Origin of the sequence: Pasteurella dagmatis, from assembly GCF_900186835.1 — a bacterium.
Lineage (GTDB): Bacteria > Pseudomonadota > Gammaproteobacteria > Enterobacterales > Pasteurellaceae > Pasteurella > Pasteurella dagmatis.
Map to the genome: position 1 here is coordinate 1,501,094 of NZ_LT906448.1, position 25,684 is coordinate 1,526,777.

Consider the following 25,684-nt stretch of genomic DNA (forward strand, 5'->3'; position numbering starts at 1 on the left):
AGGTGTGCAATGGATGCTATTCGATTGCGAGAAGTATCACATTCTTACCAAAAAACGACCGCACTTGTTCGGGTATCTTTAAATTTACCTGTGGGGTGTACTGTTGGACTCATTGGCCCTGACGGTGTTGGAAAATCCACTTTATTATCCTTAATCGCGGGGGTAAAAATCTTGCAGGAAGGAGAAGTCGAAGTTTTTGGGTTACGTCAAGGCATAAAATCTGAACGTGAAAAACTACTGCCTCGCATTGCCTTTATGCCACAAGGCTTGGGCAAAAATTTATACCCTACTCTATCCGTCTATGAAAATATTGAATTCCACGCTCGCCTATTTAGTTTAAATCATTCACAACGCCAACAACGAATTCAGCGTCTACTTTCTGCAACAGGTTTATCCCCTTTTGCTAAACGTGCTGCAGGCAATTTGTCTGGCGGTATGAAACAAAAATTGAGCTTGTGCTGTGCTTTAGTTCACAATCCTGATTTATTAATTTTAGATGAACCCACTACAGGTGTAGATCCCCTTTCTCGTCGCCAATTTTGGCTACTAGTCAATGAACTACGCAATGAAAACCCAACGATGACAATCATGGTCGCAACAGCATATATTGAGGAATCAGAGCAGTTTGAATACTTAATTGCAATGGATGAGGGAAAAATTCTTACTTGTGCACCAACGCAACAAGTATTGCAACAAAACCAAAGCGATACTTTAGAACAGGCCTATATCAAGCTTCTGCCTGAAGCCAAACAAACTCACTGGCTGTCAGATATCCCAACTTTTATTGCTGATCCCAATTTGTCTTTTGCAATTGAAGCGAAAAATTTAACCAAACAATTTGGCGATTTTACCGCCGTGGATCATGTGAGTTTTCAAATCGCACAAGGTGAAATCTTCGGTTTTCTTGGTTCAAATGGCTGTGGTAAAACCACCACAATGAAAATGCTGACGGGTTTACTTGATGCAACTGAAGGTAGTGCAACTTTATTGGGCGAAGCAGTAGACTCCAATGATATTGAGACTCGCAAGCAAGTAGGTTATATGTCGCAGTCATTTTCTTTATACGAAGAATTAACTATTCGGCAAAATTTAGAACTACGTGCAAAACTTTATGGTTTACCCCTCGAAATACGTACGCTTGCAGTAGAACAAGCACTTGAGCAATTCCAATTAAACCAAGTTGCCGAGAACTACCCGAAGCAACTTTCACTAGGTGTTAAGCAACGTTTACAGTTGGCTGCTGCGTGCTTACATCACCCTAAAGTCCTTATTTTAGACGAGCCAACATCAGGCGTCGACCCTGCTGCTCGTGATATGTTTTGGCAATATTTAATTAAATTATCGCGTGAAGATAACATCACAATATTTGTTTCTACTCACTTCATGAATGAGGCACAACGTTGTGATCGTATATCCTTAATGCATCGAGGCCAAGTGCTCGCAGTAGGTAAACCAAGTGACTTACAACAGCAACAACAATCAGATAGCTTAGAGGGAGCCTTTATTGCTTTTCTTGCCGAACAATCTGATCAAATCACTGAACATAATGTACACAATGAAGAAAAAACCGAAAATTCGACCGCACTTTTTAAACAAAAAGCTTCTCGCAATGCTCTTTGTGTATGGTTAAATAGCGTTTGGAGCTTTGCTCTGCGTGAAAACAAAGAAATTCTTCGTGATCGAATTCGTTTACTCTTTGCGATTTTTGGTCCGATTTTGTTACTGTTTACGGGGAGCTGGGGACTATCCTTTGATACTAACGCACTGAATTTTACCGTTTTAGACCAAGACCAAAGCTACGAAAGTAGAATGCTGATTGAGCAATTTAGTGGTTCTGCTTATTTTAAAGAGCTTCCTCACCTAGGAGATAGGTCAAATTTAAACGAATTTCTAAAAACAGGGAAAGCACGTTTAGTCATCGAGATTCCACCTAATTTTGGCAAAAGTCTGTTACAAAATAGAAAACCAGAAGTCGCCTTTTATATTGATGGCTCAATGCCGTTTACTGGTGAAAATATTGCTGTCAACGTCAAACAAATTCTCGTGCAATATCACAAACAACTTTATGCTGAACAGGGAATTACACTTCCTTTCCCTGCAAACCTTGAAGTGCGTTTTCTGTATAACCAAACCTTCCGTAGCGTGAACGCCATTTCACCGGGTCTGATAATGGTTACGTTAATGCTTATTCCAGCAATGATGACTGCACTTGCTGTTGTAAGAGAAAAAGAAATTGGCTCAATTACCAATTTATCCACCTCACCAGCAAGTGTTTTACAATATGTGCTTGGTAAACAAATGCCATATGTGTTGTTGGCTATGGTGAATTATCTCATGCTCGTAGTACTAACCATGTATGTGATTGACGTGCCAATGAAAGGCTCTTTTGCGGCAATGACCGTTGGCGCGCTGTGCTTAATTTTAGCCTCAACATCATTTGGTTTATTAATTTCTGCTTTCGTTCATTCACAAGTAGCCGCAATTTTTGCGACAGCCATCATTAGTATTATTCCGACAATTAACTTTTCAGGCTTGCTCTACCCTCGTTCCACTTTGACAGGGCTAGGCTATTGGATGGGACTGAGTTTTCCAACCAGCTGGTATCACTTAATTAGTCTAGGTGCATTCACTAAAGGGCTCGGCTTTACCCAATTCTTTTCGCTGTATGGCATTTTATTGCTATTTTTCGCCAGTTATTTGTTTATCACTTGTTTACTTTTGAAAAAGCAGGAGAAATAAGATGAAGCAATGGTTAAAAAATGTTTATTTCTTATGTGGTAAAGAAATCAAGAGTTTTTTTAGTGACTTCACTTTATTTGTATTGGTTGTCATTATTTTTACAGTAACCATTTACTCCATTGCAAAAGGGATAACAACGGAAGTCAAAAATGCAACAGTGGCGATCTTAAATCAAGATCATAGTGTATTATCTTATCGCATACAGGATGCAATGCTCGCACCGCAATTTAGTCGAGTTGTTGAAATTCAAAAAGAGCAAATTGATGATGCAATGGATCACGGAGAATATATTTTTGTCTTAACTATTCCTTCGCATTTTAGCCAAGATTTACTAGCCAATCGTCAACCCGAATTACAGTTATTAGTGGATGCGACTGCAATGTCTCAAGCTGCGATTGGTGCAGGCTACATGCAACAAATTATCCAACAACAAATTACAGAATATTTATCTAAACAAAAAATAGATTTCACACTGATTACACCGAAAATCAATGTGTTATTTAATAGCAATTTAAGTAGTGAATGGCATATGCCAATCACTCAAATTACAGGTAATGCTACGTTGCTCACACTAATTTTGGTTGGTGCAGCAGTAATTAGGGAACGAGAACACGGCACGATAGAACAATTATTAGTGATGCCAGTCAGTGCAAGCGAGATTGTGATAGCTAAAGTGCTGGCGAACGGTTTGATCATTTTAGTCGCTGCCTTTTTATCACTCTATTTTGTTGTCCACAAGTTTATTGGTGTACCACTGAATGGCTCAATTGGCTTATTTCTACTAAGCAAAGGGATTTATATTTCATCAATGGCAGGGCTTGGAATTTATCTCGCCACGATAGCACCGACGATGCCCCAATTTAGTTTGTTGAGTATTCCTGTTTATGTGGTGCTTTATTTGCTATCAGGCAGTTTATCACCGGTTGAAAATATACCGCTATGGGTGCAAAACATTATGCAGTTTTCACCACTCACACAATTTATTTCTATCGGACAAGATATTTTATTTCGTGGGGCTGGACTCTCTGTGATTTGGTATCGTTTGCTGATCATCACAGGAATGGGCGCATTTTTCATTATTGTAGCAATTTTGCGTTTTAAAACGATGCTTGCCAAACATAACTAACATTCGGCAACTCAAGGAGCATAATATGCAAAAATCAATTTTAGCTTTAATTTTGACCGCACTTTTAGGTGGTTGCCAAAATACAACTGTGCCTGTCAAATCACAGGTTGAACTGCCCGCACAATATGAACAAGCACAATATGCACAAGGAAAAAAAGCGATTCAACAATGGTGGACATCTTGGCAAGATCCACAACTTAGCCATTTAATTCAACAAGGTTTAGAACAAAACAAAGACATTGCAACCGCAAAAAGTAAACTAGCAGTAGCCAAAGCAATCACCAAAATCGCTCGAGGCAATCTATTCCCAACCATAGGCGCAGCAGGCAATGCAAACAAAGCGCATATTGACGTTGAGCAATTTGATATTAGTAGCCAAATTTTAAATGGTGGAGTAAATATTGCTTGGGAACCGGATATTTTCGGGCAAAAACAAAGTGATCTTGATGCAGCCAATGCCGCCGTGACTGCACAACAAGCACAAATTTATGGTAGCCAAGTGCTCGTTGCCAATGAAATCGCCCATTATTATTTGAAAGCCTTACATAGCCATAAACAAAGCTTTTTATTGCAGCAAACTGGAAATGCATTACAACAGTTAGAACGTTATCTACAAGGTCGTTTTCAAGCTGGGCAAGTGAGTGCTCACGAAATAAATGAAATTAACATCCAACGACAAGAACTAAAAGCCAAACAAACGACTTTACAAGCGCAGTTTGATGCTTACCAACGTGCGATTGCTGTATTAACAGGACAAATACCACAAGGTTTCAAGTTAGATCTACCTCAAATGAAAAAATACAATATTCTAAGCACATTACCTAGTGCACCAAAAGGCCCTCTACCCAGTGAATTATTACAGCAGCGTCCAGATCTGCAAGCAAGAAGTGCTAATATTCAAATCCAGGCAGCTAAGCTCGCAAGTGCTAAAGCAGACTTATTACCACGTTTTAAATTACAATTCCTATGGCAAACAGGGCAAATTGAGTTAGATAGCCCAATTCCCACTTTAAGCACTTGGCAGAATTTATTTAATGCCAGCGTGCAGTTACCGATTTTCACTGCTGGAAGAATTCAAGCCAATATTGAAAGTGCGGATGAACGGCTGAAACAAGCATTGTTGCAATACGACCAAACATTGCTCAAAGCTTTAGCCGAAGTGGAAAATAGCTATCAACTGCAATTTGCTTTACATAAACAAGCTAAGCTATTAAAACAAACGCTCAATATACAAAAAAAACAAACACGTGATACACAAAAATTATTTCAGTATGGTAATCAGACCTTTGATAGCACGATTCAAGCACGTTTAAGTGAGCTAACATTGAAAGAAAAATTGTTAGAAAACCAATTGGCTCAAGCTGTCAATTTAATGAATTTATATAAAGCTATTGGGCTTGGTTGGGAGAAAGAATATCAAATAACCAAGTGAAAAACTTTTTATTTTTACACCGCACTTTTTACCTTCCATCACTTTCAAAAGGCTTAGAACAAAAAAACCTAGCGATATTGCTAGGCTTTTTTATAGTTTTGTCAGAACATTATCGGCTGATCCAAAGCGGTAAACGGATTGTTACACATAAACCACCAAGGAAACTCGCTTCAGCCCAAACTTTACCATGATGCTCTTTTATCACGTTCGCAACAATTGCCAGACCTAAACCTGTACCGCCACGTTCTCTAGTTCTTGACTCATCCACTCGATAGAATGGTTTGAAAATTTTATCATATTCAGTTTCAGATAATCCCTCTCCATTATCATCAATTACAATAAAAAGCTCTTTATTTCTGACAAATATAGATGCCTGAATATGATTTTGAGTATATTTCAGCGCATTACGAACGATGTTTTCTACTGCACTGATCAATAATGCTTTGTTTCCATTCATATAATAATTTTTAGGATAAGCTAATTTTTGCTTAATGGTAAACTTAATTTTACGTTGTTCTGCTTCAAAAGATGCGTCACTAAATACATCTTCCCATAATTCTAAGACGGGGAAAATCTCTCTTTCCGAATGACTATTTAATTGCTGTCTTGAGAGTAAAAGTACATCATTAATCATTTTATCTAAACGTTCAGCTTCATTTTCAATACGCTGGATTTCTGGAATTTCCCCCAAACGACGGCGTAATAACGCCAATGCTAACTGTAAACGTGTTAATGGTGTTCTTAATTCATGAGAAATTGAAGAAAGTAAAACTTGCTGACTGGAAAGCAGTTCCTGCAAAGATGCTGTCATCTGATTAAAACTTCTTCCCACTTGGCGTAGCTCAATAGAGCCTTTTGTCTCTAGTTCTTTATTTGCTTGTAAGTTACCTAAAGCAACTGCTTTAGCTGATATTTGTAAGTTTTTAATCGGCTTACCAATACTTCTTGCTAGCCACCATAATAATGGTGTTGAAATAATAATCAGCAAAAGAACTAAAATAACCGGATTAGCAAAAATAAAGCTCACAATTTCTTTTTGTGAATTTACTCTATCTAAAAAATATAATGTGTAAGATTTCTGTTCTTCTCCACCTAAGTGAATTGTGAATGGACCTACAACACGTAAATCACCAAACACTTTCTTAAGTGGCTTCGTTGCACCTCCAGCATGATACACAAACTGATTTAGTAATGGAATTTCACTTGGCGTTGCCCCCATAATATTATTATCTGACTCATCAACTAAAACAGGCCTTACAGAATCTAAACGATCTACTCTAGAAAGAGGCACACCTGCAAGAATACGAGATATATGATTATTACGAATAGATGTAATAATCTCTTGTTGGTAAGTAGAAAGCTCACTTTCAGTTAATTCTGAATAAATCCGAGAGTCGAAGTAAGGAATCGAAAAAATTAAAATTGATAGCAACGAAAACGTAAGCCAGAAAAAGGCAAAAATTCGAAAAGAAAGCGTATTAAACAGATTTTCTTTAGTAAAAGACATAACTTCCTCAAATAAAACAAGGCCATTAAAATAGCCTTATTTTCTACTTTTCAGACACTAAAAGATAGCCACGCCCCCGTAGTGTTTTAAACCAAGGTGAATCATCACTTCTTGGTGGTAATTTTTTACGTAAATTTGACATATGCATATCAATTGCACGGTCAAATGGGGTCAATGGTTTACCTAAAATCTCAACACTCAATGATTCACGAGATAAAATTTGTCCGGGATTTAAAATTAATTTTTGTAATAGAGCGAATTCAGTCCCTGTTAATTCTAAATCTGTTTCGTGATAAAAAGCCTGCTGGCGACCAGGATATAACGTAATATCACAGAATTCGAACGAGTTTTTACTATCTTTTGTTTCATTTGCTGCTGGTTGCTGCAATTGCACTCGACGTAATATAGCCTTAATACGAGCAACTAATTCACGGTCATTAAATGGCTTAGGAATATAGTCATCAGCCCCTAATTCGAGCCCGAGAATACGGTCAATATCATCACCTCGTGCAGTGAGCATAATAACTGGGACGCTAGACTGTAACCTGATCTTTTTAAGTGTTTCCACACCGTTAAGAACTGGCATCATTATATCTAATAAAACGACATCATAACCTATATCTAGCTTGTCTAAGGCCTGCTGGCCATTATTTGCGATGTCAATTTCAAAACCTTCTAACGTTAATAACTCCGCCAACAACTCTACCAATTCAACATCATCATCAACTAACAATATTTTGGGCATATATGATCCTTTATAAAAATGAATCTAAAATAAACTATTTGTTTCGGCTAAATGAGCTTGAAATTATTTCCAAAATTGCCACCAACTTTTCGTACTAGCACCTTCTGAAGTAATAATGGCATTATTTACTGCGGGAGTATTGTCGTCAGGTAATGGCTTATCTAAATTAAAGTTAGTAACAATACCACGTTGATCAAAATTAACCACTAAAGTATGTTGTTCAGGTGAGGTGTACGCTTTTTGTTGTAAGAAAACATAGTGCCAAGTATTTTTATTAAACGGCTCAACTAATACTGGCGTGCCTAATAAGTATTGAACCTGTTGAGCTGTCATTCCTACTTTTAATTGTTTTACTGCAGCAGCTTCTAAATAATTACCTTGTGGTACATCAATTCGATATACGATTTTATCCACAGTTGAACAAGCTGTAATACTGAGTGCGAGGATAATTGCACTAAATACTGATTTTAATTGCATAATTTTTACCTTTTTATACACTGCAAATTATTGACGATAATACAGAAACTTTATTCAATTGCCAAATCAATTCTGCTCTTTTAATTGACGCTGTAATTGATCTTTTAAATTAGGTGGTAAGCCTTTTATCGTTAAGGTATCGTTATTTTCGTCCCAAAAAATACGTTGGTTAATCAACTCGGCATCAAAGCTTAAGGTAACTCCTTTGCCAGAGCCAGAAAACTTCGTCAGTGATTTTAATGCAGATCTTACAGGTGGAATACGTTCTTCCAATCCATAATTTTGCTCATTTGCAAACTCCATAAATGCACGTTCGTTTAGAGTTGGCATATTGGCAGAAAGTTCCGTTAATTCAATCTCTTCCCCAGCATTAATCTGACCTTTGCAATACTCAAATACTTGTTTTTTGACTGATTGAGATTGTGTTTTATCTAATTCGGCTTGTTCACAATAATCACTAACAGCTTGTAATAAACATTGATTTTGTACTTTCGGATTTAGGCCTTCATCTGCACCTAAGAAATCCATAAAAAAATCACCAATTTTGCGCCCTACACGTCCCTTCACAAAGGTTAAATAACGATTTGAATTTGCATCTAATTGTAATTCAGTCAAATTAATTCGAGCTGCAATATCAAATTGAGTAATATCTAAATATTGTGTGCGATGAATTTCTAAATTTTCATCTACCAACATACTTGCACGACTATCAAGCAATGCAATAAATAAATATTCTGTTGCTAAAAAATTATATTGACATAGCACGAGAGTACCATTATCCGCAAAAGCATATTTACCTAATTCTTGTGCTAAAAGTACAGTAGATTTTTGACTAAATTCAAGAAATTCAAATTCTTTTTCGAGAAGACGATTAAGATCCTGAGCAAACATTGAGTTTGCTTGGAATACACCATAGGCTTTACTTTTGGTTTGATAACCCTGATGTAATTGCAACATCATTTGTTCTACTTCAGGTGTGATAGCAAGTAATTGCTCACGTAATATAGTATTTAACTTTGCCTGCTCCCCTTCGTTAATTTTGATTAATTGATGCAACACAATTTCATTAACAGTAATACTCATATTCTATCCAATCATTTTCATCTCAAAATTATTGCTATTATAACCGCACTTTTTTAACTATAACTAAGAAAAAATGATAGGATATGGAAAATTATCGGTTATGATATTAGGCTAAATTTATTCAGTCAGATGTTAACTATGGCAAATCAATCAAAATATCAAGATAAACAAATTGATGCGATTTTAAATGATATGATCGCAGTATTAGAAAAACACCACGCACCGGTGGACTTATCCCTCATTGTATTAGGGAATATGGTCACAAACCTATTAAACAGTAGTGTAGGAAGTGCGCAACGTGCTGCGTTGGCAGTTGCATTTTCTGATGCACTCATCAACTCAGTAACGAAAAAATCATAATTATGTGGTTTACCAATAGCAAACAATACCGCGAAGAGACCTCACGCAAAATTTCTTGGGGTCACTGGTTCGCTTTCTTCAATATTTTATGGGCTATTGCTATTGGTAGCCGTTATGCATTTTTGATTGACTGGCCAGATACACTGTTAGGAAAAGTCTACTTTTTCATTAGTTTATTTGGTCATTTTAGTTTCGTGATTTTTGCATTCTATTTGTTAGTCATCTTTCCACTCAGTTTTATCATTAAAAATCACCGCGCCTTTCGAGGCATTACAGTCATTCTTTCCACTATTGGTATAACCTTACTAATTATTGATGCAGAAACATTTTCTCGTTTTAACTTGCATCTATCGGCTGTTGTATGGAATTTATTAGTTAATCCAGAGAACGGTGAACTTTCACGCCACTGGCAAATTTTCTTTACACCAATGCCTTTTATTTTATTGGTACAAATGGTGTTTTCACGTTGGTCTTGGCAAAAATTACGTAGCTTAGAACGCCAAAAATGGTTGAGAAGTGTAGGGATTTTCTTTATGTGTAGTTTTATTGCTACACATCTCATTTATGCTTGGGCGGATGCAATGATTTATCGCCCAATCACAATGCAAAAATCCAATTTTCCGCTTTCTTACCCAATGACTGCACGTACCTTTTTGGAAAAGCATGGCTACATCAACAAAGAAGAATACAGCCAAACAATTGAAGAACAAGGGCGGGCGGATGCATTAAAAATTAAGTATCCAAAACATGATCTCATTTTCAAAAGTGACAATAAACCGAATCTAATTTTCATCACAGTATCAGGATTGCGCTACGATGTAGTTTCTGGAAAAACAATGCCAAATTTAAGTCAATTTGCACAAGACAGTACAGAATTCTTAAACCATTATAGTAGCGGCAATACTAATAATGCGGGCTTAACAGGATTATTCTATGGACTAAGTGCAAACTATACTGACAGCCTATTAAGCTATAAAACACCTTCAGTACTCATAAATAAACTAAATAATGATAATTACGCCTTTGGTATCTTCTCAAGTTCAAAACGTAATGCCAGCTTACTACAACAAAGCTTATTTAATGGCGTATATAAAGCCAATGCAAAAGCAAATAACCAATCAGAAGCACAAGCCTTTGTAAATTGGTTATTACAACAGGATAAACCATTCTTGGGCTATCTCGGTTTAAATGTACGGAATAACTTATCAGAAACCGATTATGCTCTTGAATTAGCAGAAATTGACCGTCTGTTAGGGCAAGTATTGACTAATCTGAACCTTGATAACACCTTACTTGTGATTACAGCCGAGCACGGCTATAGCTTTCAACAACTTGATGAAAAGCAAAAACATAATAATTTTTCACCAGATGAAATCCAAGTACCAATGATTGTACATTGGAAAGATCTTGCAAAAGGGAAAGTGGATAAATTAACCAGCCACGTTGACGTATTGCCTGCAATTTTGAAAAATGTGTTCAACGTACAAAATCCAATTTCAGACTATGCACAAGGCCGAGACTTATTCAATTTAAGACAAGAATTTGATTGGGTTCTGGTGTCTAATTATCGATGGAATGTAATAGTAGAAGCCAATGGCACACAGTATCACATTGATAAAAATGGGAATTATCAAAAATATAACCGCACTTATCAGAAAGAATCATCAAAACGGCCACCTCTAGGGCTATTCCTTGATGTATTCAATCAGGAGCGCTCATTTATTGAGAAATAATTTAAAATCTCACAAAACCAATAGTCAAAACCAATTATATTTTTTAGGTTGAAGCCTTTATACTAGCGAGCAATTCTTTAGGATATAGACATAATGTTATTAATTAAAAATCAGAGAATTTTTCATAACATTGTTACTCATCTAGCCAATTGTGTTTCCACATTGAGCTCATTTCTATTTTTAATTAATAGAAAATCCTCTTTAATTGGGGATTTTTTTATATCTACGATTCCTAGCCCTTTTCAACATCTTCAGTCCTTATGGAGCCATTATGAAAAACCACGTTCGTAGTTTTAAAACTTATATTAGAGATGAAATCATTAAAAAAGGTGGCTGGGTGAATGCCCACGCACACGCAGATCGCGCATTTACAATGACTCCTGAAAAAATCGGGATTTACCATAACAGCAACTTACAACAAAAGTGGGACTTAGTAGATGAAGTAAAACGTACTTCAAGCGTAGATGATTACTATGCACGTTTCTGCCAATCGATCGAGCTAATGATTTCACAAGGCGTAACCGCCTTTGGTACATTCGTAGATATCGATCCAATTTGTGAAGATCGCGCAATTATTGCTGCCCATAAAGCACGTGAAGTGTACAAACACGATATTACATTGAAATTTGCGAATCAAACATTGAAAGGTGTGATTGAACCAACAGCAAGAAAATGGTTTGATATTGGTTCTGAAATGGTAGATATGATCGGTGGTTTGCCATATCGTGACGAACTTGATTATGGTCGTGGTTTAGAAGCAATGGACATCTTATTAGATACTGCAAAATCACGCGGCATTATGTGCCATGTTCATGTAGATCAATTCAACTCACCAAAAGAAAAAGAAACTGAACAATTATGTGACAAAACTATCGAACATGGTATGGAAGGTCGTGTTGTTGCGATTCATGGAATCTCAATTGGTGCGCATTCAAAAGATTATCGCTATCGTTTATACGAAAAAATGCGCCAAGCAAAAATGATGATGATTGCTTGCCCGATGGCATGGATCGATAGCAACCGTAAAGAAGACTTAATGCCATTTCACAACGCATTAACTCCAGCAGATGAAATGATCCCTGAAGGTATCACTGTAGCAATCGGTACTGATAATATTTGTGACTATATGGTACCGTTATGTGAAGGTGATATGTGGCAAGAATTAAGCCTATTAGCTGCAGGTTGCCGTTTCCCTGATCTTGATGCAATGGTAAATATTGCGAGTATAAACGGTCGCAGAGTATTAGGCTTAGAGGTTTAATATCTCTCAAATAAAAAAGCGAACTTGAAGGTTCGCTTTTTTCTCTGTGTAATAAAATGTGTAAAAAATTGACCGCACTTTTGTGCCGTTCAACTGATATGGTTTTAGACAATTTCTAATAATTTATCGAAACAACCGATACTGTATGTTGGCTTGATATTACTATTATTCTCACGATTATAATGCAGCCAGCAAGTATCTATATTCGCATTATGACCGCCTAAAATATCAGAATCTAAATTATCACCGACCATTAACACTTGGCTACGATCTTTAACTTTCGCAAGTTCTAAACTGTATTCAAAAATACGTGGATCAGGTTTAGCAATACCAACTTCCTCTGAAATTGTCACAAATTGGAACCAGTCTGCCAGCCCTGTTTTTTCTAAACGTAATTTTTGTAATGTAGTAAAACCATTAGTGATAATCCCTAAATTCGCACGTTCTTTTAACACCTCAAGAGTTTCCACTACCTGTTCCAATGGCTTACAAATATCTGCCATTGCGGTTAAATAATGGTCATTCAATTCCACTGGTTTTTTATTGAGTTTCTTTGCCCAACTGGCAAAACGTGTGACTTGTAATTGTTCTGCGGTAATTTCAGCGTTTTGATACTGCACCCAAAGAGGTTTATTAATTCGTTGAAATTCCTCAAAATCATTACGTTGGAAATCTACTCCATAATCAGAAAAGAGTTTTTGCAATCCCGCAAATGCATCAAACGAAAATAACGTATCGTCGGCATCAAAAAAAATCCATTGGTATTTCATTACTTCATTACCCCGTTTATTTTATGTCTTAATTCGTGCGCATCGTGGCAAGTTTTAATTAATTGAAATAAATCACTTGCCTCTGAATATTCTTGCTTCAAATAACCTAACCACTGCTTAATGCGGGCTACATGGTAAAAACCTGTATCAAATTGGTTTTCGGTGTGAGTATAACGGTGCAAAATGGCTAGCACATCTACCCAAGGCATTTTAGGATGGTTAAATTTTACCACGTTACTTAAATTTGGTACATTTAACGCACCACGCCCAATCATTAAATCTTCGCAACCCGTTTGTACTAAACAATCCTGCCCGCTTTGCCAATCCCAAACTTCTCCATTCGCAATGACTGGAATTGATAAGCGCTGGCGAACCTCATTAATCTTTCGCCAATTAATTCGATCTGCTCGATAGCCATCTGCTTTTGTTCTACCGTGAATAGTGATTTCAGTTGCACCACCTTGTTGCACCGCATCAGCGATTTCAAATGCTTGGTTGACATCATCCCAGCCTAAACGCACTTTCACACTCACAGGCAAATGTGCTGGTACTGCTGCTCGTAAAGATGTTGTGGCACGGTAAATCAACTCAGGTTGTTTTAATAAGGAAGCACCACCATTACTACCATTCACAGTTTTTGAAGGACAACCACAGTTTAAATCCACACCATATGACCCCAGCTCAATTGCACGTTGGGCATTCTCTGCTAGCCATTCAGGATATTGCCCAAGTAATTGAACTCGTACAGGTGTACCTGATGGTGTCAATCCTTGATGTTGAAGCTCAGGACAAAGTCGATAAAACACTTTAGTTGGGAGTAACTGATCTACAACACGAACAAATTCAGAAATACATAAATCATAACTGTTAACGGCAGTTAATAACTCACGCACAAAAGGATCTAACACTCCTTGCATTGGGGCTAAAATTACGCGCATTGTTTATCGGTTCTCACCAGATAGAATAAGACTAAGGCAGTGATTGCCCCTAACGTATCCGCTAGAATATCTTTTTGTGCATCCCAAATATCACCTTGTGAACCTAAAAATGAGATACCTTCATTTCCACCCGCAATTACAGCATATTGCCACTCAATAATTTCATAGATCGCAGCAAGGCTCATAATGAAAAAGAGAGAAAATACGCCCGCTAAAACTGGTCCACATAATTTACGTCGTAACAACCATTCCGCCATAGGGAAGCTGTAAAAGCCAATAATGAAATGTGCCACTCGATCAAAATGGTTGCGTTCTTCCCCTAGTAAGCCAGAAAGTACATCATTCCCCCACTGGAAAGGCACGTGTTCAAAGGTATAATGTGCACCGATGAGATGTAGGATCATCCATAAGCTCATTAAAAAATAAGCCAGATGACTAAATTGAAAAAGTGCGTAAGTAAACACTAATCCTGAAAAAACAAGAAAAATTGGTAAAACTTCCGCATACCAGACCGCTCTTGAGAAAGGTTCAACACCAGACCAAATAGCAATGCTCGCAATAATCAGTGCGAGCATTGAAGGGAAAAAATGGCGAACAGCAATGAGCATTATTTCCAGCCTTTCGTTTTGCAAATCAAATCATAAGCTGCCTGAATTTGTTGTGTTTTCTCTTTTGCCATTTCAAGCATTTCTTTTGGTAAACCTTTTGCCACTAATTTATCAGGATGGTTTTCATTCATTAAGCGACGATAAGCACGTTTCACTGTTTGTTGATCGTCCGTTGCTGAAACACCTAACACTTGATAAGCATCTTCTACTGTGGGTCCCGAATGCTGTTGATAGCCACCGTATTGTTGACCACCCTGTTGCTGATATTGATAATTGCCTTGATAACCTTGATGTTGATAGCCACCACGCGAAAATTGGCGTGCTGCAAATTCCATTGCCAACATTTGTTCAAATTGGAAACGAGATAAGCCCAGTTCTTCAGCCACAATATAAAGGATCTCTTTTTCTGCGGGATCAAGCTCTGAATCTACAAAAGCTGCTTGTACTTGCACATATAAGAACATACGCAATAAATCTGCACGCTGACCACAGCCTAAACGGAACTCACGGATTACTTGACGTAATGGAAAATCTGCATCTTTTCCACGATTAAATGCATCTTGTGCTAAACGACGATTACTATCATCCAATTGCATTTGTTGCATTAATGAAAGTGCTAATTGAATATCGTCCTCTGTCACACGCCCTTTAGCTTTACTTAAATGACCTAACACCGCAAAGGTAGTTTGCATAAACAATAACTGACGGGTGATTTTACTCTTAAAAAAAGTTGAGTTGACTGTGCCAAGTTCATACAGTTTTTTATCACCTAAATGCCCCAAAATGACACCACAAATTGCGCCAAAGAAGCCCCCCAATTTCCAGCCTATAATCAGCCCCAAAAATTTTCCAATAAAGTTCATTTATTTCTCCATAGAAGTGCGGTGAATTTCCACAATAGTTCAGAGTCCTTAAATTTTTATTAAAAACAACCGCACTTTTTATCACTATTTAACACCATATTGCTCGCGATAAGCAGACATCGCTGGCAAATATTGTCGGTATTGTACATCTTGTTCAATAAATGTCATTAAATCATCAAAATCTACAATTGATAGCACCTGGCATTGATAATCACGTTCAACTTCTTGAATTGCTGAAATTTCACCTTTGCCTTTTTCTTTACGATTTAATGCAATCATCACAGCACTTAATTGGGCATTGTTGGCTGCAATTAATTCCATTGATTCACGAATTGCTGTACCGGCAGTAATCACATCATCGACCAATAAAATATTACCTTTAAGTGGGCTACCGATAAGGTTGCCACCTTCTCCGTGATCTTTAGCTTCCTTACGGTTAAAACACACTGGTTTATCTAATTGGAAATGATTAAATAACGCTACTGAAACTGTGGTTGCAATTGGAATCCCTTTATATGCAGGTCCAAAAATGACGTCATAATTGAGCGCACTTGCTTGAATAGCCTTTGCATAAAACTCGCCTAAACGAGCTAAATCTGCACCCGTATTAAACAAGCCAGCATTAAAGAAATAGGGGCTGATACGCCCAGATTTCAAGGTGAAGTCACCAAATTTTAATACTTGGCGACTTAATGCAAATTGAATAAATTCTAATTTATACGCTTGCATCATTGACTCCATTTACGCTGCTAATGCTTGACGTTGTGCCACAAAAATTGTCTCACAGCCCTGTTTTGCTAAATCTAATAAAGTTAATAATTCGTCGTGGTTAAACGGCTCGCCTTCTGCAGTGCCTTGCACTTCAATCATTCGACCATCTTCCATCATCACCACATTCATATCAGTTTCTGCGGCAGAGTCTTCAACATACTCTAGATCGCAAACAGCTTGACCATCAACGATACCCACTGAAATCGCTGCAACTAGCCCTTTAATTGGATTAGTTTTTAACGTGCCATTTGCTACCAAACCATTGATTGCATCACAAAGAGCCACACAAGCACCTGTAATAGATGCAGTACGTGTACCGCCATCAGCTTGAATTACATCACAGTCTAATGTAACTGAACGCTCACCTAATGCTTCAAGATCCACCATTGCACGTAATGAGCGAGCGATCAAACGTTGGATTTCCATTGTGCGCCCACCTTGTTTTCCTTTTGCTGCTTCACGTTGCATACGACTATGAGTAGAGCGTGGCAACATACCATATTCCGCAGTTACCCAACCTTGGTTTTGCCCTTTCAAAAAGCGTGGCACACTTTCTTCCACCGTTGCAGTACACAATACTTTAGTATCACCAAACTCCACTAATACTGAGCCTTCAGCATGTTTAGTATAATTACGAGTAATTTTAATTTGGCGGGGTTGATGATTAGCACGTTCATTTGGGCGCATTAGAGGTTCCTCATTATTCTGTTTTCAGTAAAAAATTCGCAGTATTTTAGCACGCAAACTGACAGAAACGAAATTTAACAGTACAATAGCCCTATTTGATTTTTATCTTCATAACGCTAAGGATTCTTAAATGATTTATAGTATGACCGCTTTTGCACGCCTCGAGTTAAAACAAGACTGGGGAGATGCGGTATGGGAAATTCGCTCTGTCAACCAACGTTATCTCGAAACTTTTTTCCGTCTACCTGAGCAATTTCGTGGTTTAGAAAATGCATTACGTGAAAAACTACGTCAAAAACTCACCCGCGGTAAAATTGAATGTACATTACGTATTGATAATAAAAAACAAACGACAACCGAATTAAATTTGAATAAAGATCTCGCACAACAAGTCATTCAATCATTACAGTGGCTCAAAGCACAAGCTGGTGAGGGCGAAATCAATCTGACCGATGTATTACGTTACCCTGGTGTTGTTGAGGTACCTGAACAAGATTTAGATGTCATTAGCCAAGCGCTATTAAATGCCTTTGATTCCCTACTCGATGACTTCATTGCAATGCGTGCAAGAGAAGGTGAAAAACTCCAAGAATTAATTAAACAACGTTTAGACGCAATCAGCGTAGAAGCCGATAAAGTGCGGTCAAAAATGCCAGAAATTTTACAATGGCAACGTGAGCGTTTATTACAACGTTTTGAAGAAGTCCAATTACAACCTGATCCTCAACGTCTTGAGCAAGAATTAGTATTACTCGCACAACGAGTTGATGTCGCAGAAGAATTAGATCGTTTACAATTACATGTGAAAGAAACCAATTCAATTTTGAAAAAAGGCGGGGCTGTTGGACGTAAATTAGATTTTATGATGCAAGAATTAAATCGTGAATCGAACACACTTGCGTCAAAATCCATCAATACGGAAGTGACAAATTCTGCCGTAGAATTAAAAGTGTTAATTGAACAAATGCGTGAGCAAATTCAAAATCTGGAGTAAATGAATGATCAGCTATCCATTATTAACAACCCAACAATCTACCGTTGTCTGCCAACTACAACAATACACCTTAATTGAAATCAAAGGCGAAGATGCAGAAAAATATCTACAAGGTCAATTGACTTGTGATGTCACAAAACTTGAAATAGGGCAAACAACCTTAACAGCACATTGTGATCCAAAAGGAAAGATGGTGTCATTATTCCGTTTAATTCGCACTGAAGCACAATGTTTCTATGTATTAATCAAAAAATCACTTTTACCGACCGCACTTGATCTTTTGAAAAAATATGCGGTTTTCTCAAAAGTGACCTTCACAGAATTAAATTGGCAAATTATCGGCTTAGCAGGCGAAACCACCTGCAAAGCATTCAGCGATATAAATGCTCAAATTCGCATTGATATTCAAACTCAGCAACCACGCACGTTATTAATTCACCCAACCTCATTGGATATCACGCCGAATATGCCATATCAAATTTGGGATTTATTAGATATTCAAGACGGAATGCCATTACTGAGTGCACAAACTCAAGGTGAATTTATCCCACAAGCACTTAACGTACAAAGTATTGAACAAGGGATTTCTTTCCAAAAAGGTTGTTATATAGGACAGGAAATCGTAGCTCGTGCAAAATATCGTGGTGCAAACAAACGCGCAATGTTTACTCTCGTTGGTAACAGTATTGAAACACCAGAAATTGGTAGCGAAGTAGAAATGCAATTAGAAAACAATTGGCGTAAAACCGGTATTGTGTTAAGTGCGGTTAATATTGAAGGTGTTTTATGGCTACAAGTGGTCCTAAACAACCAATTAGAAGAAAATACCCAATTCCGTTTAGCAGAAGATATCCCGTTAAATTTATATCCTTTACCTTATTAATTAGTATAAGCATATTAATGGATAGCACAAAAATAAAGAGCCTATACTTTTAGGCTCAAATTTCTAACACTTTTACTTGATTTATGATAACTATCTAGAATCACTAAATTTAATATTCCTAGAAAACTCCTAACAAATTGACTTAGTCCATATCTTATTTTTGTTAGCAAAATTCATAAAACCGAAATAAACAACTTGAGTATTTGAAGAAGAAAAAATAATCATAAATTGTCTCCTAAATAGGATATTTTAATTATCTTTTTATAAAATTCTGTCAAATTTAATTTGTACAATCAGTAAACTTGGTAGAATATTCCATATTACGAAAATAATAAAAGGAGAACATTCATGAAAGTGAAATATTGGCATGGAGGTTTAACTGATCACGAAGTAAAAGCGATCGAAAAAATCAAACAAGCTTTTTCAGATTCCGAAAAAGTAAACCAATCTTTCAAGGGGAAAGAATTACAAGAATTAGAGGCATTAAAATCCATTTTCCCTTGGCGAGGCTATTCGGGGTTCCGCTTTGCGGATGTGAAAGAACGTAAAGAAGGTGAATTTGATTTAGTTATTGTGACACACTGCAATGTGTTGATTGTGGAATTAAAGCATTGGAATGGTGTGATTACCTCTGATAAAGATAAATGGTATTTAAACAAAAAAGATATGGGGCGTTCACCAGTTTCTGTTACTCGAAATAAACAGTTTTTACTGGAAAAGAAACTGGATAAATTTAAACAACAATTTACCAATAAAGGTTTTAGTCCACAGGTACATTTTTTGGTTGTGATGACAGGTAATGCTGATTTTAGTCAGTTGCCCGACAATGAAAAACTACATGTTCTCACTTTAGCGGATTTTCTTAAACTTAAAAACGAACATAAATTTAACAAACGTTTTCGTCCACACCCAGAGAGTAGAACCTTAAATCAAGATTTTTCTATCTTTGATAATAAAATTTTTGGTGGCAATACTGTCAAACCCAACTCTATCAATATAAGTGGCTATTATGCTGAAGATACACCTATTTTTTCGCACCCCAAACACATTTTTCAAGAATATCTTGCGCAAACTGAAAACAAAAAATACCAAGACCAAGTTCTTTGCGTCGTTGGGATTTCACTAAAATCAACCGTCCGGAAGCACAAACGCCAGACGGGCGTTACCGTTTGGTCAGCCGCGAATACGATGTATTGAACCATATCAAATTAAAAAATAAAGACTTATATCACGCTTGTTTAAACTATAAAACCACGCCGCAAAAAAGCGAGATTACAGCTGAACATATTGATTTATTTGAGTTGTTCCCTCAGCAAAAGCGTTTTAATCAATTTGTCGGCGGGCATAGTGGTGAAAATTTAAGTCAAGAACGCCGTTTGGGATTAGTTCAGCTTTTATTAGATAAATTTGCCCAATTACATAAAATTGGTATTGCTCATCGGGATTTGGGCGAACACAGTATTTGGCTGTCGGCAGATGACAAAATTACATTATCAGGTTTTGCGACCGCTTACTTTCCGTCAGAGCAAACTGTTGGTGATGTGCGTGAAATTTTGGAAGTATCCGGCGATTTGGCAAAAGAAGCTTTTTCACTTTCAGACGGCATCAAACTTACGCCCTATCAATATGATGTACGTTCATTGGCAGTGCTAGCTTGGCATATCATTAAAGCAGAGAGGATTTCCTCAGCCAGCATTACCGATATGAAAACAAGATTGAATGAAGAAACAAAATGGTATAGCGATTTATTGCAGGTTGCATTGTCCGAAAAACCCTTTGAAAGTGCGGTAGAATTTTTGGACAGTTTTAATCAAAACAGACCTGACCAATCAGTAGATTTTTCATTTGATTTTTCAAAATTAGAGCCATTTACCCACGATATTAACCATTCTCGTGCCTATCGTGAGGACGATGATTTTATTGTTGAAACCAGTGAAAAAGAAGTTTACCGCTCTAATGGTTTATTGGTTAAAGCGTGGTTAAATTCAGACCCGCAGACCGATAGTTCAAAAGCCAGAGTAGTTTTGCATTGGCTGGAAAATATGGCGAAACTGGCGAAATTGTCGCCCGATTATGTGCCGAAAATCCGTGAATTCGGTATTGCTAAAAAATCGGGCTGCCTATTTGCAGTGAGCGATTTTATCGATAACGGTATACCTTGGCAAAAAACTCAAGAAATCAATTTGGCTGATGAGCTTAAGCTCACGCTTATTAATCAGCTTGTTCAAAATGTTGAACATTTGCACAGCTTAGGTTTTACGCACGGTGATTTGAAACCTGACAACGTATTGGTAACGATTGATAGCGACAATATTCGGCTTCAGATTTTGGATATTTTAGATTTCTCGCCAAGCGGACAAAGCCAGTTCAATACCGAATATTCGCCAGAATTTGATCATGCCACCGAAAAACAGCGGGATAATTTTGCCGTGATGAAAATGGCGTGTGAATTATTGGGCGTAGCATGGAATCAACCGTCTGAAAATTTTCCTGAAATTGCTGGATTAATACAACAAGAATATTCAGATAATCAAACGGCTTTTATTTCATTAGCCAGATTTAAAGAAGCGCTCAATCCAAAGCCAACCACGCCGATGATAAATATTACGGTGGGTGGGCGTAATTCGTTTACGCCAATTGAAATTTATCCTGATAATGGCGAGTTGTTTATTCAATTTGAGAAAAGCAAAAAAGATGATGTGTTGGTACAATTTATCGGTTTGGGAGGTGTATTAAAAGCGTTTTATTCGGTACGAGATAAGCAATTTACTCAAGCTTTGCCACCGATTGAACGCAGTTATATCAGCGGGCGAGACCGTGATAACAGTGTGATGAGTTTAACACTGGGACTAAATATTGTTTATGACTCTTACGGCGACATAAAGGCACTAAATGATGCTTTAAACAATCATGAGCAATTTACCCAAGTTATTGAACAATTTATCGCTGAACATATCTTAAAACAGCCTGAAAAAGAACAAATTGAAGCAGTTGAAGCGGTTCAAACTGAAACCGAAGTCGTTGATACTGATTCCGTAGATACTGTTATTGAGCAACGTCCCAGCATTCAAAAACTTTGGCAGGCAATTTTGGATACCGAAACAGAAGCTTTACCATCAATCACGGCAAGTGAAGCACTGCAAAAAAAGGAAAATGGCGACATTTATATCCCGTATGATGGTGAAATTAATCCGATTGACCAATTCAAACGTGATGAAATTGTAGAAGCGATTGGTAAAAGTGAAGATGGTGAAAAGATCTTTAAATATGGTGTGGTGGATATTGCCAAAAGCCAACTGAATGAATTACACCTCAAATCTAAAAATCTGACCAATTCAGCAAGCAATATTCAAACCGATACGCCTGTTTATTTGCAAAGCAAACAAAACAAAGCGTCTTACACCCGCCGTAAAAATGCTTTACAACGCATTTTAGATGGTGAAGGCGTAGTTAAAAATTTGGTTCATTATTTTGATGAAAAATGCGCTTTATCTGCGGACAATTATTTTATTAAAGTGAGTGATGATGAATTTAAACGTTACGACCAACCTGAAAAAGGCGTAAGTTTGAATGAAGCACAGCGTATCGCTTTCCAAAAACTGATTGCCAATGGACCATTATCTTTATTACAAGGCCCGCCGGGAACGGGAAAAACAGAATTTATTGCTGCATTTGTGCATTATTTGTTTGATGTACAGAAAGTTCGCAATATCTTGTTGGTTAGTCAATCGCATGAAGCCGTCAATACCGCTGCCGAACGCATCCGCAAGCACTGCCAACGCTTGGGAACAGATTTGCAATTGGTACGGTTTAGCAACCGTGAAGTGGCGGATTCTGAAATTTTAGAAGATGTGTTCTCGCCGAATTTGGTCGGGCAAAAAAAAGCGCAGTTGAATGTGAATAAAATTGGCAATATTTATCAGCTTGGGCGCAGTATGGGGCTGCCTGAAAGCTATTTGCGTGAGCGGGCGGAAATCATGTTTGATATCGGCTCACAAATCAGCCGTTATGAAAAAATCATTAAAAATTCAAAAGATGATAATATTGATGAAGACGAAAAGCGTTTACGCAAAAAGCTAGAAAATAGCATTAAAGAGCAAGCCCAAACAATGGGCATGCGTGAATTATTGGAGGTTGATGAGATTTTGCCAAAATTGATTGGTGAATTAAACCAAAAACACAATATTCAACCCGCAGAAGATGTTCAAGCCGGGAAATTGATTGGTTTAACCCAAGATATGTTGGAAGCGCTTTCCAATGAACGTACCAATTATGATGAGTTCTTGGCACGTTCCCGTCAGCTTGTGATTGGCACTTGCGTGGGTATTGGACAAAGACATATTGGCATTGCAGACAATATTTATGATTGGGTCATTGTGGACGAAGCGGCGCGTTCCATTTCCAGCGAATTGGCAATTGCCATGCAGTCAGGCACGCGCATTTTATTGGTGGGAGACCATAAACAATTACCGCCTTTGTATTCAGATGAACACAAAAATGCACTTGCCCGCCGTTTGGGGATTTCCAAACGTGGCGAAGAATTAGACCAAGCATTAGGTAGTGATTTTGAACGGGTATTCCAATCAGAATACGGCAAGCAAACTTGTGCAACGCTTAAAACACAATACCGCATGGCTCCTGCGATTGGTAGTTTGGTATCTGCTTGTTTTTATAATAATGTTTTGGAAAACGGCAAAACCGATAATGATGTACCCAATATTTATGCTAAGCTGCCTGAAAAAATCAAAGCCAGTGTGACTTGGTTGGATACCACTTCATTACCCAATGCTTATCATGAACAAGGTAAAAGTGGCAGTTTGTCTAATCGAGCTGAAGCCGATGTGATTATTGGCGTATTACAGGATTTGGCAGACGATGAAATGTTTATGAACAGCGAAGTTGTACAAAAATGCTTGGATAAGTGCGAACAAGTCATTGGCGTGATTTGTATGTATGGGGAACAGAAAAAACTCATTCGCAAAAAATTCAATGAACGTAGTTGGGATGAGCGTTTTCGCCGTTTCGTCAAAATTGACAGTGTGGACAGTTATCAGGGTAAAGAAAACCGTGTGATTATTTTATCGCTGACCCGCCACGATAAAACATACAGCACAGGCTTCTTATATTTACCCAACCGTATCAATGTCGCTTTATCCCGTGCGATGGATAAACTGGTAATTGTCGGTGCCAAAACCGTGTGGGAACAGCCAAAAAACAGCAAAACCCCATTAGCCAAGGTGTTACGTTTTATGCAACAACAAACCCATCCGCAATATTACGCTATTAAAACTCTGAAAAACGGAGCGAAAAAATGAGTGAACAACAAACACCCTATAATCAAATAGATTTTGTCGTTAAAGCCCCGCGATTCCGAATTGTATTTTCCTATATGAGCGACAAAGGCGTTGCATTTGTGCGCGAGTATTTGTTGAGGCTGTTGAAAGTAACACCGTGTAAACCTGCACAAATTGCCAAATATTTTGGCTTTAACCAACATGAAACCGAAATTGCTCTTGCTGATTTGGAACACAATAAATGGATTACTTGGCGAGATGATGGTTTGATTGAGCTGTCTGCTGAAGGCTCACGATTGTTTCAAAATGACGGACAAGATTCGCCCCAAATTCCAACATTAAAAGAATTTGGTGGAGAATATCGTATGGAGTTATTAAATAATAATTTTTTGCAGAAAAAAGATTGCGATAAAGCCCGCCAACAAGCCATTGAATTGGAAATTGAGTCCAAAGTATTGTCCGAAAGCAATGAAATTGTGCGAAAAACTTTTCAAAACAGTTTTCGGCAATTGATGGAAGATGACATCATCAATTTAAGTGAAAAAGATATTGCTTTATATAAAATTGATGCCATCGAGCCAAAAGGTTCACCTGATTATTTTCGGTTTACGCAAAAATTTGAATTGTTACCTGAAACAGGCGAATCCAAAGAACGCCATGATGTGCCAACCGTTATTTATCAAGATAATATCCAACAAGCGATTACGGAAAAATTGGGGCAATTTCCCCGTGGTGATAATTTGCGTGAATTACGTCAAAGCATGGATGAAATAGGTGATGACGATACATTAAAAGTGTTGTTTGGTGGGCGATTTGATATTATTGAATTTAAAAAGGCTCAATATCAATTTGAACAGCAAAATGGTTTGTATTTTTTGGGGCAAATTTATCATCAAGAAGCGTTATTCAAACGAATACAGGGTATTTTGAATGAATTGGATAAGAAGCAAACCAAAAAACTATATTGGCTTGCTCCAAGTGATATTTATTGGGGAAAACAGCGAAAAATCCACAATAAAATCCAATCTTTAGCTGATAAACAAAAGGAAAAAAATTATGATTTCCGACTTTATTTGCCTTTGCCATCTGAGCGCTATGATCGTGAAAAGCAAGAATGGTTGCATCAGTTTAGAGATGTATCAGAATCAGAAAAAGTACTCTATGGATTTTGTGAAGGCTTTTTAGACGGTAATACGGAAATTTTGTTTTTAGAAGATAAATTTGCAGTGGTTTGTTACCATACAAAATCACCTTCCTATCCAGTTACTTTACCGATTGGTTTTATGGTAACAAATAAAGATAAAGTTAAATATATTTCCAACTTAGTAGAACAATATTTAAACTCACAATTACACTCTTGTGATGAAAATAAAGACTTAGGTTTACTTGTTAAAAGAGCATAATAAAAAAGGA

General features: G+C 37.3%; 21 protein-coding genes. 11 read left to right on the forward strand and 10 right to left on the reverse strand.

The window, feature by feature from the left end:
- Positions 1-9: 9 nt before the first annotated feature.
- Genes rbbA through CKV78_RS06865 form a run of 3 tightly spaced genes read left to right on the forward strand, consistent with a single transcriptional unit; the run spans position 10 to position 5,297 of the window.
- Positions 10-2,739, forward strand: coding sequence for a ribosome-associated ATPase/putative transporter RbbA (gene rbbA / locus CKV78_RS06855; RefSeq protein ID WP_005763257.1), 2,730 nt, complete (start codon positions 10-12; stop codon positions 2,737-2,739).
- Between the two features lies 1 nt (position 2,740).
- A complete protein-coding gene (locus tag CKV78_RS06860; protein WP_005763259.1) occupies positions 2,741-3,865 on the forward strand; it encodes an ABC transporter permease in 1,125 nt (374 codons plus the stop codon).
- A gap of 25 nt (positions 3,866-3,890) precedes the next feature.
- On the forward strand, positions 3,891-5,297 hold the full coding sequence (locus CKV78_RS06865) for an efflux transporter outer membrane subunit (protein WP_005763263.1): 1,407 nt from the start codon (positions 3,891-3,893) through the stop codon (positions 5,295-5,297).
- Between the two features lie 109 nt (positions 5,298-5,406).
- On the opposite strand, the gene cpxA is transcribed toward CKV78_RS06865, so the two are convergent.
- From cpxA to yejK, 4 genes are all read right to left on the reverse strand, one after another.
- Positions 5,407-6,804 carry an envelope stress sensor histidine kinase CpxA gene (cpxA, locus tag CKV78_RS06870; RefSeq protein WP_005763265.1) on the reverse strand — a complete coding sequence of 466 codons (1,398 nt, stop codon included), beginning with the start codon at positions 6,802-6,804 and terminating at the stop codon, positions 5,407-5,409.
- A gap of 43 nt (positions 6,805-6,847) precedes the next feature.
- Positions 6,848-7,549 carry a response regulator gene (locus CKV78_RS06875; RefSeq protein ID WP_005763268.1) on the reverse strand — a complete coding sequence of 234 codons (702 nt, stop codon included), beginning with the start codon at positions 7,547-7,549 and terminating at the stop codon, positions 6,848-6,850.
- Between the two features lie 63 nt (positions 7,550-7,612).
- Complete coding sequence (bamE, locus tag CKV78_RS06880; protein ID WP_032855355.1) at positions 7,613-8,026, reverse strand: outer membrane protein assembly factor BamE; 414 nt, start codon at positions 8,024-8,026, stop codon at positions 7,613-7,615.
- 66 nt (positions 8,027-8,092) lie between these two features.
- On the reverse strand, positions 8,093-9,109 hold the full coding sequence (gene yejK / locus CKV78_RS06885) for a nucleoid-associated protein YejK (protein WP_005763273.1): 1,017 nt from the start codon (positions 9,107-9,109) through the stop codon (positions 8,093-8,095).
- 138 nt (positions 9,110-9,247) lie between these two features.
- Between yejK and CKV78_RS06890 the strand changes: the two genes are divergently transcribed.
- The 3 genes from CKV78_RS06890 to CKV78_RS06900 all read left to right on the forward strand — a co-directional run bounded on the left by CKV78_RS06890 (position 9,248) and on the right by CKV78_RS06900 (position 12,463).
- Positions 9,248-9,469 (forward strand): YejL family protein, encoded by a 222-nt coding sequence (locus tag CKV78_RS06890; RefSeq protein WP_005763275.1) that lies wholly within the window; start codon positions 9,248-9,250, stop codon positions 9,467-9,469.
- 2 nt (positions 9,470-9,471) lie between these two features.
- Positions 9,472-11,202, forward strand: coding sequence for a DUF3413 domain-containing protein (locus CKV78_RS06895; RefSeq protein WP_005763278.1), 1,731 nt, complete (start codon positions 9,472-9,474; stop codon positions 11,200-11,202).
- Positions 11,203-11,473: 271 nt separating this feature from the next.
- Positions 11,474-12,463 carry an amidohydrolase family protein gene (locus tag CKV78_RS06900; RefSeq protein WP_005763280.1) on the forward strand — a complete coding sequence of 330 codons (990 nt, stop codon included), beginning with the start codon at positions 11,474-11,476 and terminating at the stop codon, positions 12,461-12,463.
- 104 nt (positions 12,464-12,567) lie between these two features.
- On the opposite strand, the gene yjjG is transcribed toward CKV78_RS06900, so the two are convergent.
- The 6 genes from yjjG to rph all read right to left on the reverse strand — a co-directional run bounded on the left by yjjG (position 12,568) and on the right by rph (position 17,100).
- The gene (yjjG, locus tag CKV78_RS06905; protein WP_005763282.1) at positions 12,568-13,233 is read right to left on the reverse strand and encodes a pyrimidine 5'-nucleotidase; all 666 of its coding nucleotides are present in this window, start codon (positions 13,231-13,233) and stop codon (positions 12,568-12,570) included.
- On the reverse strand, positions 13,233-14,171 hold the full coding sequence (gene dusC, locus CKV78_RS06910; RefSeq protein ID WP_005763285.1) for a tRNA dihydrouridine(16) synthase DusC: 939 nt from the start codon (positions 14,169-14,171) through the stop codon (positions 13,233-13,235). The genes yjjG and dusC overlap by 1 nt, the downstream gene beginning before the upstream one ends.
- Positions 14,162-14,779 carry a DUF2238 domain-containing protein gene (locus tag CKV78_RS06915; RefSeq protein ID WP_005763287.1) on the reverse strand — a complete coding sequence of 206 codons (618 nt, stop codon included), beginning with the start codon at positions 14,777-14,779 and terminating at the stop codon, positions 14,162-14,164. Before CKV78_RS06915 ends, dusC begins: the two co-directional genes overlap by 10 nt.
- Entirely contained in the window at positions 14,779-15,642 is an 864-nt protein-coding gene (gene djlA / locus CKV78_RS06920; RefSeq protein WP_005763289.1) for a co-chaperone DjlA, read from the reverse strand. The genes CKV78_RS06915 and djlA overlap by 1 nt, the downstream gene beginning before the upstream one ends.
- Positions 15,643-15,726: 84 nt before the next feature.
- Entirely contained in the window at positions 15,727-16,371 is a 645-nt protein-coding gene (gene pyrE, locus CKV78_RS06925) for an orotate phosphoribosyltransferase (protein ID WP_032855358.1), read from the reverse strand.
- Between the two features lie 12 nt (positions 16,372-16,383).
- Positions 16,384-17,100, reverse strand: a complete 717-nt coding sequence (gene rph / locus CKV78_RS06930; RefSeq protein ID WP_005763293.1) for a ribonuclease PH — start codon at positions 17,098-17,100, stop codon at positions 16,384-16,386.
- A gap of 130 nt (positions 17,101-17,230) precedes the next feature.
- Here rph and CKV78_RS06935 point away from each other — a divergent pair, with 130 nt between their 5' ends.
- The 5 genes from CKV78_RS06935 to CKV78_RS06950 all read left to right on the forward strand — a co-directional run bounded on the left by CKV78_RS06935 (position 17,231) and on the right by CKV78_RS06950 (position 25,674).
- Positions 17,231-18,094 carry a YicC/YloC family endoribonuclease gene (locus CKV78_RS06935; protein WP_005763295.1) on the forward strand — a complete coding sequence of 288 codons (864 nt, stop codon included), beginning with the start codon at positions 17,231-17,233 and terminating at the stop codon, positions 18,092-18,094.
- A gap of 7 nt (positions 18,095-18,101) precedes the next feature.
- Positions 18,102-18,977, forward strand: coding sequence for a CAF17-like 4Fe-4S cluster assembly/insertion protein YgfZ (ygfZ, locus tag CKV78_RS06940; RefSeq protein WP_032855477.1), 876 nt, complete (start codon positions 18,102-18,104; stop codon positions 18,975-18,977).
- 348 nt (positions 18,978-19,325) lie between these two features.
- Positions 19,326-20,174, forward strand: a complete 849-nt coding sequence (locus CKV78_RS10575; RefSeq protein WP_005763299.1) for a nuclease-related domain-containing protein — start codon at positions 19,326-19,328, stop codon at positions 20,172-20,174.
- Positions 20,081-24,292 (forward strand): AAA domain-containing protein, encoded by a 4,212-nt coding sequence (locus CKV78_RS06945; protein ID WP_197696245.1) that lies wholly within the window; start codon positions 20,081-20,083, stop codon positions 24,290-24,292. Before CKV78_RS10575 ends, CKV78_RS06945 begins: the two co-directional genes overlap by 94 nt.
- Positions 24,289-25,674: a hypothetical protein gene (locus tag CKV78_RS06950; protein ID WP_005763302.1), complete on the forward strand. Its 1,386-nt coding sequence runs from the start codon at positions 24,289-24,291 to the stop codon at positions 25,672-25,674. The genes CKV78_RS06945 and CKV78_RS06950 overlap by 4 nt, the downstream gene beginning before the upstream one ends.
- Positions 25,675-25,684: the final 10 nt, after the last annotated feature.

What these genes read in the sequence shown, in the direction of transcription:
- rbbA (WP_005763257.1), top strand. Translation starts at nt 10, where the DNA reads ATGGATGCTATTCGATTGCGAGAAGTATCACATTCTTACCAAAAAACG.
- CKV78_RS06860 (WP_005763259.1), top strand. Translation starts at nt 2,741, where the DNA reads ATGAAGCAATGGTTAAAAAATGTTTATTTCTTATGTGGTAAAGAAATC.
- CKV78_RS06865 (WP_005763263.1), top strand. Translation starts at nt 3,891, where the DNA reads ATGCAAAAATCAATTTTAGCTTTAATTTTGACCGCACTTTTAGGTGGT.
- cpxA (WP_005763265.1), bottom strand. Translation starts at nt 6,804, where the DNA reads ATGTCTTTTACTAAAGAAAATCTGTTTAATACGCTTTCTTTTCGAATT.
- CKV78_RS06875 (WP_005763268.1), bottom strand. Translation starts at nt 7,549, where the DNA reads ATGCCCAAAATATTGTTAGTTGATGATGATGTTGAATTGGTAGAGTTG.
- bamE (WP_032855355.1), bottom strand. Translation starts at nt 8,026, where the DNA reads ATGCAATTAAAATCAGTATTTAGTGCAATTATCCTCGCACTCAGTATT.
- yejK (WP_005763273.1), bottom strand. Translation starts at nt 9,109, where the DNA reads ATGAGTATTACTGTTAATGAAATTGTGTTGCATCAATTAATCAAAATT.
- CKV78_RS06890 (WP_005763275.1), top strand. Translation starts at nt 9,248, where the DNA reads ATGGCAAATCAATCAAAATATCAAGATAAACAAATTGATGCGATTTTA.
- CKV78_RS06895 (WP_005763278.1), top strand. Translation starts at nt 9,472, where the DNA reads ATGTGGTTTACCAATAGCAAACAATACCGCGAAGAGACCTCACGCAAA.
- CKV78_RS06900 (WP_005763280.1), top strand. Translation starts at nt 11,474, where the DNA reads ATGAAAAACCACGTTCGTAGTTTTAAAACTTATATTAGAGATGAAATC.
- yjjG (WP_005763282.1), bottom strand. Translation starts at nt 13,233, where the DNA reads ATGAAATACCAATGGATTTTTTTTGATGCCGACGATACGTTATTTTCG.
- dusC (WP_005763285.1), bottom strand. Translation starts at nt 14,171, where the DNA reads ATGCGCGTAATTTTAGCCCCAATGCAAGGAGTGTTAGATCCTTTTGTG.
- CKV78_RS06915 (WP_005763287.1), bottom strand. Translation starts at nt 14,779, where the DNA reads ATGCTCATTGCTGTTCGCCATTTTTTCCCTTCAATGCTCGCACTGATT.
- djlA (WP_005763289.1), bottom strand. Translation starts at nt 15,642, where the DNA reads ATGAACTTTATTGGAAAATTTTTGGGGCTGATTATAGGCTGGAAATTG.
- pyrE (WP_032855358.1), bottom strand. Translation starts at nt 16,371, where the DNA reads ATGCAAGCGTATAAATTAGAATTTATTCAATTTGCATTAAGTCGCCAA.
- rph (WP_005763293.1), bottom strand. Translation starts at nt 17,100, where the DNA reads ATGCGCCCAAATGAACGTGCTAATCATCAACCCCGCCAAATTAAAATT.
- CKV78_RS06935 (WP_005763295.1), top strand. Translation starts at nt 17,231, where the DNA reads ATGATTTATAGTATGACCGCTTTTGCACGCCTCGAGTTAAAACAAGAC.
- CKV78_RS10575 (WP_005763299.1), top strand. Translation starts at nt 19,326, where the DNA reads ATGAAAGTGAAATATTGGCATGGAGGTTTAACTGATCACGAAGTAAAA.
- CKV78_RS06950 (WP_005763302.1), top strand. Translation starts at nt 24,289, where the DNA reads ATGAGTGAACAACAAACACCCTATAATCAAATAGATTTTGTCGTTAAA.